Origin of the sequence: Winogradskyella vidalii, from assembly GCF_013403955.1 — a bacterium.
GTDB lineage: Bacteria > Bacteroidota > Bacteroidia > Flavobacteriales > Flavobacteriaceae > Winogradskyella > Winogradskyella vidalii.
The window spans coordinates 1,240,072-1,253,422 of the sequence record NZ_JABFDG010000001.1 but is presented as its reverse complement, the minus strand read 5'-3'; the positions used below and the strand labels follow the sequence as shown (position 1 = coordinate 1,253,422).

Genomic DNA, 13,351 nt, shown 5'->3' with positions numbered 1-13,351 from the left:
TGAATACAACTTGTATACTTTTTACCAAACTCTAACCGGTTCTTCTTTCCATAATATTAAACGGAATTCTTCAAAATGATTAGCTGTACCAATGGTATGATTATCTCTAACTCCCTGATTTAATTGCAGCTTGTGAAGCATTCCTGAAGCCGCACCAATCCACAAGGTCTTTTCATCATCAGAAATTGTTAGTCCTGTAATTGTAGAACCTAAAAAGTGTTTCCAAATACAATTTCCTTTAGCATCAACCGCTTTTATATAACCAAAAGCGTCTCCTAAAATGTAGAATTCTGAAGTTGAAACACCACAATACACCCGCATACCATCGTCAATAGTGATGCAGTCTTCACCGCCTTCATAAGCTGGAATATTGATACGTTCAAAATCGGACGTTGCGACACCAATAGTAATTCCATTATAAAAGTGACATGAATTAGTGATCAACTGTTTATCATCTTTAGAAAACATACAAAAATCTGGATAAGCCGATTGTGTACCTATTTCTGTAATTTCTTTACCATTATTATCTAAAACTCTATGATCATAACATTGATCGCCAACCACGATGTATTTATTGTCATTAGAAAGCGTTGCATTTTCCATATCCATATAAGGTTCCCACTCGTCATCTTCTGGGTCTGGTAAGGGATGAATCATGTTTTCATTATCGTTAGATATAATGTAAATTCCATCTGATGATACCAATAGCACTTTAAGTCCGTCATTAAAAGGGATTAATTCTGTAATACCAATATCCTTTGCTTCGTCTAAACGGAACGTTGCTATAATATCACCTTCCCAACCTTGAGTAGTACTAATAATATTATTTGCAGCAATTGCAAACACATTATTTTGTTTAGATTTTCCTACAGCTGCAATAGAAGCATCAAGTTCTAAAGTTTTATTATTATCCAAGATGTAAGCTTGTCTATGCTCATATGGGGTTCCTGTTACAAAAACAATTTTCTGCTCGTCTATAAAACTCAACTGCATAATGCTTTGACTCTTACCATTCATCAGCTGAATTAAAGGCGTATGCGCTGGCGGAAAATCTGCTCTAAATTGAGAAACGGTACTGTTTTTATTTGCTTCTTTTAACAACTGAAATACAGCATTAGCTAAATGGCCCCTTTCATCTTTAGGCTCCTTCCCTTTCCAATTTTCCCATCCATTAGCATCACCAAACGCAACCATTTCATTCACAGCCAAAGCATATGCACTGCCTTTAGTGTTCCACTCTTGCTTTAAGTCTTCTCTATTTTTATCAGTTTCTTTCATTGTGTTTTTTTAATTAAACAGCATTGCTGTTTTATTTTCAATACTAAATTTTGCAGCATCTATGAGGGTCACGCAAACCAATATTTCTATCCAAAAATCACCTTCATTAGATATAATTTTATTTAATTCATCTACATTAGTAAGGTTATTCTGTTCATCTAAGCCAATACCTAAGGGTGTCGTAAGACTTTTTAATTCTTGTAAAAGCGTGTAAGATGAGCCAATCATTGCTCCTGGTACTGGTGCTTTATCATTATCAAAAAGCACTTCTGGTAATTCTAAAGGAATATAAAAACCTTCTGAATCTGAATGTGTTAAAAGATGACTAGACATATAAGAATAATGGTCTTCTAAAATAGAATCTGCTCCAGGCTCATCTTCTGTAGGAAATGGTGTTGGTGTCCAGTCCCAATTTTCATTATCTTTATTGTCCCAAACGTGGGCTGCAAAACGCCTTAAATGATGTAAAAAACTATACGGAAATCCGCCAAACTGCAAAGGCTCTTTTTCCATTTCATCTGGTTCTTTATGAGCGTCTACACCGTTTTTTGCTAATATGGTGTTTATGTTTTCAAAAATCACTTTATATGCTTGGTAACCTTCAGGTTCATTCGCTTTAAAATCTGCTAGTACACCTGTTAAAATTGTTAATCCCATTATCTTATTGTTTTAGTTTTTAATAAGACAAAGCTAGAGTTTAAGCGGCTTTAATACCTCCCTGAAATTAGTGATATCTATAAATACTGATTATTTATTTTTAAGATTTTAGTAGCACAAAAAAAAAGCACGCTTATAAAAGCGTGCTTTATTAATATTCAAAGTATCACTTAGCAATAGCAACTAGTGAACAAATGAATATCATGAAATTAATCATCCCTAATATTTTTAAGTGTTACATTTTAGACGTAACAAAAGTTCCGTTATTTTCTTGAGCCAGAGTTCTCATAAAATCTAAGTCAGCATCATCTCCAAAAGCAATGGTATGAATAATAATGTTGTTGGTATTTGCTTTTCTAACTTCTTCTAAAACATTACTTGGCCCGCCATTTGGTAAACCGTCGCTCATTAACACAATCTCTTGAACGTCTTTTGTTGCTATAGCTTCAAGCAAACCTTCTAGTGTATCTGTACCGCCTTCTGCTGCTAAGTTTTTTACAAATACATTAGATGATGTTCTAGACACATTATCGGCTACCCTAAACTCTGTAGCTTGCATAGTGACATCATTATTGAAAGCAAACACGAGAAACTTTTTACCATCTGGTAATCCTTTAATGGCTGGTATTAAATTGCGCTTTACAGCACCTAATTTAGTTGCCTCTTTAGTAACCTGTTTCCCTAGAATATTCCCTATTTTTCCACCAATAGCTTTACTGACCTCTTTACCAGCTGTGTTACCAACTTCTCTTCTAACCTGATCTTCTACAGACCCTTCATCGATGCCTTCCATACTTCCAGAAATATCAATAAGATATAATGTATTTAAGTCTGAAGTTTCTACTTCGTAAAACTCATCTGATTTTTTTACAACATAACAGGATTGGAATAAAACACAAAGTGTAATTAAAGCAAATGCTGGTATTAATTTATTTATTTTCATCCTAGATTAAGCTTAAATTGTTTTAAAAAAACGAATTTAACCCTATAAAAGGTAACTATTTTAGGTCATGAGAATTTGACCGTATATATTTAGAAATTGAAGTGTTTGAAAAAGAATTCAATTATACTAATTCATCAATATAATTGAGTAAACTTTTCTTTCGGCTTTGAGAAACAGGAATATGATACGTGTTACATAAAACAACTTCTTCACTGCGTTTATTAAATGAAGAAATAAAATTTAGGTTAATCAGATAACTTTGATGCACACGAAAAAAGTGATGACTTTTTAATTTTTCATCAAACGATTTAAGAGGTTTAGAAACAAGTATGCTTTTATCATTTTCTAAAACAAAGGATGTATAATTATTATCTGATTTTGCATATAAAATATCTTTAATATCCACAACATGAATAGCCTCTGTATTCTTTAATACTATTTTTTTTGAAGGCTCATTATTCGATACATTATGTAACAACGTATTAAGTTGCGATTGGTGGTTTGTTTTAGTGATATCATTAATAACCTTATCTATGGCCGTCATTAACTCCTTTTCCTGATAAGGTTTTAGCAAATAATCTATGGCACTAAATTTAAAGGCATCAATAGCAAATTTTGCAAATGAGGTTGTAAAAATAATTTTAAAATCAATGCTCTCAAATAGTTTAAGAAATTCAAAAGCATTCCCATCAAGTAAGAATACATCTAAAACTATAAAATCGGGGTTTTGCTTTTTTATTGAATCTGCTGCTGCTTCAATAGTATTAGCACTTCCTATTACATCTATGCTTTTATAGCTTTTTAAAATTGAAGTTGCATAAGCCAATGCCTGCGGATCGTCCTCTACTATAAAACATGATATATTCTGCATCATAGTACAAAGATACTATATTTAAAGTGTTGAAAAACTTAAAATCACCTCTGTTCCATTTGGTGTTGAGTTCGTCGTAATAGCGCCTTTAAAGTCTTTTGATGTTTTATTAAGGTTTTGTAATTGCTCCTTAATAATCGCCATACTCATAGATTTGTGCAAACGTTTAGAATCTTCTTTTTTAGTTTCAAATCCTTTACCATTATCGGTAATAGAAACATATAAAACGGACTGTTTTTTATAGTATTCTACATTAATATGACCTCGACTATTATCTTTTAAACCATGTAGTATTGCATTTTCTACAAAAGGTTGTGTTATAAGAGTAGGTAACAAATCAAAATCCTCATCTACAGATTCATCTACTTTTATATTAAAGGTAAATGTGTTATTATAATTTAACAATTGTAAATTGAGATAGGATTCTAAAGCTATTTTATCATCTTCAACAGTAATGAAATCTTCATCCGACTTTTCTAAAACAAGCCTAATTAATTTTGAATAACTCGTGAGATACGTACTTGATTTCTCTTTGTCATTTTGATGAATGAAATTTTGAATACTTTGTAATGCATTAAATAAAAAATGAGGATTTAATTGCGTTTTCTTTAACCTTTGCTGCAGCAAAACGCTATCTAATTGTTGTTGTATTTTATAGTTTTTGAACCCAAAATAGCCTAAAACACTAATTAGTAAAACAAAAATAGCGAGTGTAATTAATAGGTAGTTTTGTTGTTTAATAGTCAGTGCTTGTATTTTGTTTTGCGAATCTAAAATATCTATACGCTGTGCTTTTTTTTCAGATTCATATTTTTCGGTCAATTCTGCAACATTTTCTTTTTGTTGTTTACGTGCTATAGAGTCTTTTATTTTGTCTTTTAAATCAGCATAACGCAAAGCAATTTCATAATCGTTTAAGCCTAAATAGGCTTCTTTTAGACCATTGTAGATATAAGGTTTTAAAATGGTTTCGGCGTCTATCGCAGCACTATCAAGATATTGAATAGCTTGGCTATATTCCCTTTTTTCAAGATAAGCAGACCCCAAATTATTGTAGGCACCACTTAATGTGTTTACACTATTTAACTCTCGTTTTAAATCAATCGCTTTTAGACCATAAGTTATTGCTAAATCATAATCTTCACCTTCTGCCGTGTAGTATAAACATAGGTTAGTATAAATTGTAGAAAGGATTTTAGTGGAATTGGTTTTTAAAGCAAACGCTTCTGCTTCAAATATGCTTTCCGTATACTTTTTAAAAAGTTTCTGGTTATAATAGACACTAGATAAATTAACTAATACCTGAAGCTTTAAATGATCATCAAAATCACTTAAAGCTAGAGCTCTTTCAAAATAAATTTGAGCATTTTTATAATTTTTTAGAGTCGCATTAATCGCCCCAATATTAGAATAGATACTTACTAATTTATTTGTTTTATTAGTTTTTTCAAGCGTTTCCGAAGCTTCTAAGTATAATGTCAACGCTTCTTTTAAATTTTGTTTATAATATTGAATAGTCCCTAGATTATGCAATGCTAACCCTCTAATATATTCAGGCAATTTTTGAGATAGAATATGTTGAAGTATGGAATCGGATTTCGTAAATTCCTTTTTAAACATATACAAGCGACTTTGTTGCAAATGAGATTTTGATAATAAAGTATCATTTTTTATCGATTTTGCTATTTCAACAGCTTGATTTGCGTAAAGAAAAGAACGATCTATATCCTTTTGTTCTATAGCTTTTGACTTTGCTAATAATCTTGTTATGGACTTGTAATCGTCTTGCGCATTTAAATTTGAAAAAGTAAATAATGCTAATAAAAAGACAATAACAAACTTGGTAGAGGTATGATATTGAGCATCTTTTTTAAAACCAAAATAAGTAACAAGCATATTAAATTTTTATAAACTTTGCGCAAGTTAAAAAAGCTTACTTTTAAATTTTGAATTAAACGTTAAAGAATAACACTAATTTTCAGAAATAAACTTACTAACCATTATATAAATACACTAGTTCGTATCTATTTACAGAATCTACTACAACGATTCCGCCTCTATTCCTAGTTGTTCAAATTCATCATAAACACCATCTGTAGCATAACATAAAGTTGCTTTTTTAAGATTAGGAAATTGCTTGGCATCTTCAGCAGATTGTATATCCCAATACGCTACAGCACCACCTGAAAAGGGTGATAAATTCATATAAATATCGTTGCCACCATCTTGATAAATCTCCGTAATTTCTGAAGCTAAACGTTTCGGGATGGGCAAATCTTTAAAATATTGCTCTACTTCTGCAATAGGTTCATAGCCTTCTTCGTCAATATTAATATCTCGACCTTTATACCATCTTGCAAATTCGTGAATATCAAATTGCGGTTGCAATAGGCCTTTTACATACATTAACTCTTCTATAATAGAAAGTTTAAATCCAAAATCTACAAAGGTTATTTCCTCCTCATCAAGTGGTTTAATACTGTATTTATCTTCCGGAATTCCTGCCCAACGGTTATAAATTTCATAAGTACTTATTTCAATGGCACTAATACGGTTATCATTAACATCAAACCAAGCACTTATAGTATTTTGTACCAAAGCACCACAATCGTCACCTTCAAAAAGTTCTACCCGTTCCGATTTATGGGTATTATAATAGGTAATAATCTCTTCATCATTAAAATAAAACGTTCCCGAAAACTTGGATTTCGGACAAAAATCGAAAGCATCAGGTTCTAACTCTAACGTTAGAGAATCGATATCTTCTCCATTACTTGAGTAGCCTAAAATTCCCAAATCGTCCCAAGTAAAAATAGTGTTCTTTTTTAGTTTTACACTTCTGTAGTTTGCGTCTAAACCTTTTTTTAAAGTTTCTATTGAAACGGGAAATTCTATAGCCACCGAATTAATTTTTAAACCTGTTGAAGATAAATGTATTGTCGTCATCATTACGTCTTTTAAGAATCTCAAAGATAACGACTCCTTTTAAAGTTGAAATGGCTGTATTCCGTGATTTTTTATTTAGAATAAGAAACCACGCAACAATATCACTGTTATCAGGGATAAAAAAAACAATAGCTCCTTATAACTTTGCTGAAAACCTTTTTTATGGAAGATCAAAATAAAAATGCTGCGTTTTTAGAATCTTTAAAACGTAACAACGAAAAAATAAGAGACGACCGCGCCAATGCTATTGCAGAAGACGCACAACTTATGTACAAGCGCGAAACAGAAGATTTAGCCTTGTCTTTAAAACGTCTAAAGCGTGAGCAAGAAAATATGCTAGATATGAGTCCGACAGACGCCAACAGTCTAGTTTTAGCATCCGATTTTGATGCCAAAGATTATGTGGCTAAAGATTTAGAAATGTCTGTAAAGATTAGAAACTTAGAAATTAAATTAGAATTAGCCAAAAAGCGTTACTCACACTTATTTGGTGCAACAATAAACGAACTATAATTATGGGAGGAGGACGATTTAGTAATGATGCTTACACAAAATTAAGAAAAATGAAAGGATACAGTAATAAATCTAGAGAAGAGATTTTTACATCCACACAAATAGATCCAGAAATGGATCCTACAAAAGCCATAGTTAGAGAATCTAGAGATTCTGAAGAACATCCTGAAACGGTATCTATAATTGTAGCATTAGATGTTACCGGAAGTATGGGATTTGTACCAGAACATATTGTAAAAGAAGCCTTACCAGACCTTATTGGCTCGTTAATAGAAGCCGGAATTGAAGATCCGCAAGTCTTATTTTTAGGGATTGGCGATTTTATATATGATCATGCGCCTTTACAAGTAGGACAATTTGAATCGTCTGCAGAATTGTTAGACCGCTGGTTAACGCGTGTGTATTTAGAAGGCGGTGGCGGCGGAAACAATCAAGAAGGGTATAACTTAGCACATTTGTTTGCTGCGCGTCATACGTCGATTGATTGTTGGGAAAAAAGACAACAAAAAGGCTTTTTATTTACAATTGGTGACGAGCCAGTTTTCCCTACGATTCCTGCTGAAATTATTAAAAGATATACATCTGTGGATGAAGCAGAAACCATAACTACGGAAGCTATTATTGCAGAAGCTCAAGAAAAATATAATGTATTTCATATGCATTTAGAGCATAACGAATGGGCAAAACAAGAAAGTCGTAAAGGCAATTGGAAAGCACTTTTAGGTGATAATTTCATAGAGGTCCCAGACTTTAAAACCGTTGCAAAACGTATTGCCAATGTGGTGATTGAAAACCATAAGCCTTATAATGCTTCAGCAGATACCAACACCGCTTCTGATAGTACAGAAGTAGAAAACATGCTATAAATGCCAAAATGTAGTCTTGTTATAGATTTAGGATTTGGTGATGCTGGAAAAGGGTTAACAACCGATTTTCTGGCATCTCAACATCCTGAAGAAAGCCTTGTCGTTAGGTTTTCGGGTGGTCATCAAATTGGGCATACTGTAAGTACAGAGGCACTTACACACACGTTTAGCAATTTTGGATCAGGGACTTTATTAAGCGTACCAACCTATTATTCTGAACACACCACCATCTTCCCTCCTGCTATTTTAGGCGAAGGGGAATTTTTAAAAAACTATCAGCCCAAATTATATTTCCATCCGTTAACGATGGTGACCACATTTTACGATATTGCTTTTAATAGAGCGATTGAAAAACAACAACATCACGGCTCTTGTGGTTTGGGTTTTGGAACAACCATCGCGAGAAACAAAGCCGAAGTTTATCTATATGTTAACGACTTACACTTTCCATGGGTTTTAAAACAGCGTTTACAAAGTATAAAAAACTATTACGATAAGAAGTTAGAAAGTCAACCAAAATCGGTACAAGACTATTACAAAAACGAACTCAAAGACTATAACGAAGCTTATTATATAGAGAGTTGTTTAGGGATTCAAAAAAATTATAATATCGCGTCACTTTCAGAATTAGCTTCAACTTTTAAACATTTTATTTTTGAAGGCAGCCAGGGAATTTTACTCGATACGCAACACGGTTTTCATCCGCATACCACGTGGAGTTACACCACTTCTAAAAATGCCATTCAGCTTATCAAAACACATTTAGGGATTGATGCAGAAATAGATATTTATTACGTGACACGCTGTTACCAAACCCGTCATGGCAACGGTCCAATGTCTCAAACAGAAACGGTAACCCTTCAAAATAATGAAAATGAAGCGAATATAACCAACGAGTTTCAAGGGGAGTTTAGAATACAAGCTTTAGATCCAGAATTATTAAATTATGCACTAAGTTGCGATGCTATTCATCATCGAAATTTAAACATCAAAAAACACTTGATATTGACTTGTCTCGACCAATTACCTCGTTTTTCTTACGAGAATTTACTTCAAAAATTAGATACAACATTCAAATCTGTTCATGGAAGTTACGGCCCTAAACGAGAATGTATAGCAAAACTTCTAAATTGATTTTACAAAACCATAATAGAAATATCTAAGAAGATATATGATAAAGTATGAATAAAACAGACACTATATCTGAAATTGAATTAAGTTCTACAGCAAAAAACAAACCCTTGTATTTTGCTTTATTTATGTTAGCACTAAGCCTAATAACTCTACAAGCGCCATCAATAGAAATAGTCGTTCCAATAGCATTTTGTATCCTGTTTTTTAGTCTATATGTCTTCAACAAAAATCTTAAAGTGTTTAAATTTTCAGAAAACCACTTCGTGTTTCAAACCGGAATTATAGGCAAAAAAGAGATCGCTTATAGTGCCCTTAAATCTTATGCTGTTGAGCGGAAGGTTATGGTTATCACGTATCAAAACCCAAATGAAAAAGAAAAAAAACTCAGACTTCCAGTTAGTCAAATTAAACCGACACAATTTCCTGTATTAGAAGACATTTTAAAAAGTAAGATTAGGGTTTAAAACAATACCTTCATTTTATAAAATCATTAGTTTCAGGGATAAAAATTTTAGTATTCTAAAGTACTTTAGCATTACCAAAAATTAAGAGTATATGAATAATTACATCACCTATTCAGAAGATTTCAAATTATTAAAATGGGACGATTTCAATTTTGAATCTATCCAGATTAATACACTTCCTATACTTGAAGACCCTAAGCATTACAAGAATTCTTTTACGTTTAGAGATGCGCTTTTAGAAGCTATTGAAACACGCACTGAAAAAAAATTATTCAAACTCATACTTGTTACACCAGATTATAAATCTAGTCCAAAATTTTATGCTATTGGATATTTAGAAGACAATAGTGTATTTACGGTTGAAATAGAAAATACGCCACTATTTGAAGCATGGTTTACCGTTATTAATGATAAAAGTCACAAAAGTGCTACAGTTTATAACTTTAGTACGAATTTGTATAGCGCTCAACCCGTTTCAAACTTAAAGCATATTACCTTTAAAGACCACACAGGTGCTTTTATTGATGAATTTATTCCTAATCAATTTATAGCCGAAAAATTAGCTAAAGAAAAAGCTGATTTCTTAAGCCCTTTTATTCAGTTAGATACTATAATTGATATGAAAGACTTAGCGCAAACTTTTATCACTTTAATCACAGAAAAAAGATTAAAATTAAATCCACCGAATAATAATGACGCGATTTATGCTCAGTTTGAAAAAGAAGCTGGTTTTCCATTTCCACAGATCATCAAAGACTATTTAACACTACATAATGGCATTGACAAATGTGCTATAATGGGCGCAGAAGCTATTTATAAAGAATGGAAACAGTGGAAAGATATTTATGATGAATGGACGCAAGAAGACCTGTTAGACACCTACTCAACCAACCAGGGTAAAGCCTTATTAATGTACACGACACCCTATTGGATTCCATTTTTCGATTTACAAAATGGTAATTTTTTAGCTTTTGATTTTGCACCAAACACAAAAGGAACAGCCGGACAAATTATTAGGTATGGTGCCGACCAAGAAATTGCATATATAGAAGCCGAAGACCTCGTTACATTCTTAAAAAGCTTAATGGGTAACGAAGGCGAAATTGAAGATAACGAATGGTTTTACGTCGAGTAAAATCATTCCCTAAAGAATAAAATAGATTACCATATAATTTGAATAACACCCAGCACATGTCTGCGATTTTTAAAGAAAAAATAGTACCAAAATTAAAGTTAGAATCTTTAACCCCATCTGAAGTAAAAGCACTACTTCAAGTTTTAGAATTAATGGACACTACAGATACTGATCTTTATAAAAATGCTGTAAACAGTAGTAAATTAAACGGTGTAACAACTGAATTTACTAAAAACACAGCACAACACGTCTATTTTCACCCTAAGGTTTTTGCCAGTGAACAGGAAGGTTTAGAGCTTGTGGGGTCTTGGCATCCACTATTACAAAAAGGTTTTTTTCCTGATGAAAAAAGCACGACAAAGCTCGTCGAATTTTTAAATTTCAGCCTGAGTTATTTACAAACCGATGCTGTTTCTGAAGATTTAAAAACACAAATCTTTCAGGTTTTAAAAATGCTAGTACAAAGTGAATCGGAAGCCTCTCTTCCTATCGTCCGCTTTTTAGTCGACCGGATTTTTGATATTCGAGATGTATTGAGTTCCGATTTTTTAATTCAGTTTTGTATTAGATATCAAATTTTAAACGAAACGTATGCGGTTGTCAATTCTGATAAAACCATAACTAAATTTCCGTTCAAAATAAACAACGATTTTGTTCAGCATTTTTTTGATAATGATTGGCGTAAATTCATCACTCAATTTCATCGTATATTACCTGTCGGTCGTGTATATGTCACGGGGGCTTACGATTTAATGTTACCTTGGTTTACTACAGACTTAGCAGCGTATTATTACGATAATTTAGAAATTATTTTTGAAGCACATAAAGCAATAAAGGAACGATTAATTTTTGGAGACGTTAAAAGTTTAGAATTACTTAATTTAAAAACCGCTGAAGGTTTCTACCCGTTAATTGCTGCTTTAGGTCCTAAAGTTTGGGATGCTGGGGATACCTTATTGTTTAATAACCGTGATAAAGATATACCGCAAGAACAATTAGATGTTTGCTATTTAAGATTTATAGATTGGTTAACTGCCGATGGCGGAAGTAATTTTTATACGGAAGCTTTTAAAGATTATGGCAAACTAATTTTCACAGAAAATACAGCAGAAGCACTTCCGCTGCAATGCATTCCGTTTTGGTTTAATACATGCCATCCAGAAACCGGTATTAAAAACCAAACAGAAACATACAATACCATTTTTTCAGATCTACTGATTGAAGAACGCCAAGGCAAACTTCCTATGATGCGTTTTGATCATAAGGATTTTCAAATGACGGGTGAATTTTTAATTAAAAACGTTTTTCAAACTAAAGATAACTTAAAAGGGTTTCTTCATGGTTTTACTAAAGAAAGTATTAAAAATCCATTAAATCAATTTTTAGTGCGTACGTTTTACGATGCTCGTGAACAACTTTTTAATTTATACAACGCAGAACAACAAGAAATTTTACAGTTGTATTTATTAGAAATGGCCTATTCTACCAGAGATGTTAGGGACGATATTAGAAAACAAAACTTGCCTTTAATCACAAAAACGCTCATTACGTTATGTGTGGAACCAGGAAATTATTCTCGTGTAAACGAAATTGGCGCTCTTAAAAGTATTGATGCCTGTGTTACCAAAATTTGTAACACCTTTGCTGGCGGACATTACATCAATGAAGCGCGCCCGTTAGAACTGAATATTATTCAAGCGTGGTTTAATTATTTAGGCGATTTTTATTACAGTTCTAGACAAGAAGCCGTTTGGGTTTCCGATCTTTTAACGACCCAAGGTATAAGAACCGCAACCTATTTTAATGATCGCGAAGATGACCTTAGTTATTTTTTAGATAAGGCCATTACCCGTATCATCACTTTTCATAGAAAATGTAAACTAAAAGCTTCTAAAAATGTCGCTTTCGGAAAAATTTCATCAGAAATTGAAGTGTATTTAACCGATTTTTTAGGAACGTTAAAAAAAGATAAACTCAACGTAAACACCTCTAAATATCTTTCTGATTATAGTCAAAGCTCAATCGCAGATTTCAGTAATCAAACAGAGTTAATGACTGCAATTGAAGCTTTTTATAATGTTCATTTTAAAGAAGAAGCAACCACAGAAACCCCCACAGCTATTGATAATTCTCAAACCATTACAATTGAAATGGAAGTTACCGAAATTAACCAAAAATATGTTGATGCTGTGCTTCATAATCTAGAGCATTATGGTGAAAACGGTAATTACGATACCGAACTTATACAGCCTATAGATGAAAAAATAGAAGAATTTAAAACCTGGTTACTTGACGATGAAACTGGAATACAAGTCCGTATGGGGCAAGCACTTTATATGACTTTACTCGACACCAATTTAGCGCCAGGAACCGAACAAGAAACCTACGGAAATCTATGCCGAAGTTTATTTGTGCACTTAGTAAAAGGCACGCAAATGGCAGCTTCATATGGTATGGGATTACAAGCTATGGCAAAATCTGGAGCCTATTCAGAAGATTTAACAACCGCTTTATTACAAGTCGTTGATGATTTAAACGCTTAAA

12 protein-coding genes are annotated in these 13,351 nt (G+C 32.6%); 6 read left to right on the top strand and 6 right to left on the bottom strand.

Annotation, left to right across the window (positions count from 1 at the left end; genetic code table 11):
* Positions 1-21: 21 nt before the first annotated feature.
* The 6 genes from HM982_RS05325 to HM982_RS05300 form a co-directional block, all read right to left on the bottom strand.
* On the bottom strand, positions 22-1,278 hold the full coding sequence (locus HM982_RS05325) for a hypothetical protein (protein WP_179352069.1): 1,257 nt from the start codon (positions 1,276-1,278) through the stop codon (positions 22-24).
* Between the two features lie 9 nt (positions 1,279-1,287).
* Entirely contained in the window at positions 1,288-1,935 is a 648-nt protein-coding gene (locus HM982_RS05320) for a hypothetical protein (RefSeq protein ID WP_179352068.1), read from the bottom strand.
* 235 nt (positions 1,936-2,170) lie between these two features.
* Positions 2,171-2,878: a VWA domain-containing protein gene (locus HM982_RS05315; RefSeq protein ID WP_179352067.1), complete on the bottom strand. Its 708-nt coding sequence runs from the start codon at positions 2,876-2,878 to the stop codon at positions 2,171-2,173.
* A 121-nt stretch (positions 2,879-2,999) separates the two neighbouring features.
* Positions 3,000-3,752, bottom strand: a complete 753-nt coding sequence (locus HM982_RS05310; protein WP_179352066.1) for a LytR/AlgR family response regulator transcription factor — start codon at positions 3,750-3,752, stop codon at positions 3,000-3,002.
* A gap of 18 nt (positions 3,753-3,770) precedes the next feature.
* Complete coding sequence (locus HM982_RS05305) at positions 3,771-5,645, bottom strand: tetratricopeptide repeat-containing sensor histidine kinase (protein ID WP_179352065.1); 1,875 nt, start codon at positions 5,643-5,645, stop codon at positions 3,771-3,773.
* Between the two features lie 144 nt (positions 5,646-5,789).
* Positions 5,790-6,698: a DUF6892 domain-containing protein gene (locus HM982_RS05300; protein WP_246296573.1), complete on the bottom strand. Its 909-nt coding sequence runs from the start codon at positions 6,696-6,698 to the stop codon at positions 5,790-5,792.
* Between the two features lie 159 nt (positions 6,699-6,857).
* Here HM982_RS05300 and HM982_RS05295 point away from each other — a divergent pair, with 159 nt between their 5' ends.
* The 6 genes from HM982_RS05295 to HM982_RS05270 all read left to right on the top strand — a co-directional run bounded on the left by HM982_RS05295 (position 6,858) and on the right by HM982_RS05270 (position 13,350).
* On the top strand, positions 6,858-7,208 hold the full coding sequence (locus HM982_RS05295) for a hypothetical protein (RefSeq protein ID WP_179352064.1): 351 nt from the start codon (positions 6,858-6,860) through the stop codon (positions 7,206-7,208).
* 2 nt (positions 7,209-7,210) lie between these two features.
* Positions 7,211-8,074 carry a hypothetical protein gene (locus HM982_RS05290; RefSeq protein WP_179352063.1) on the top strand — a complete coding sequence of 288 codons (864 nt, stop codon included), beginning with the start codon at positions 7,211-7,213 and terminating at the stop codon, positions 8,072-8,074.
* On the top strand, positions 8,075-9,208 hold the full coding sequence (locus HM982_RS05285; RefSeq protein ID WP_179352062.1) for an adenylosuccinate synthetase: 1,134 nt from the start codon (positions 8,075-8,077) through the stop codon (positions 9,206-9,208).
* Between the two features lie 47 nt (positions 9,209-9,255).
* A complete protein-coding gene (locus tag HM982_RS05280; RefSeq protein WP_179352061.1) occupies positions 9,256-9,672 on the top strand; it encodes a hypothetical protein in 417 nt (138 codons plus the stop codon).
* A gap of 91 nt (positions 9,673-9,763) precedes the next feature.
* Positions 9,764-10,807, top strand: a complete 1,044-nt coding sequence (locus HM982_RS05275) for an SMI1/KNR4 family protein (RefSeq protein ID WP_179352060.1) — start codon at positions 9,764-9,766, stop codon at positions 10,805-10,807.
* 56 nt (positions 10,808-10,863) lie between these two features.
* Entirely contained in the window at positions 10,864-13,350 is a 2,487-nt protein-coding gene (locus HM982_RS05270; RefSeq protein WP_179352059.1) for a hypothetical protein, read from the top strand.
* Position 13,351 lies beyond the last annotated feature (1 nt).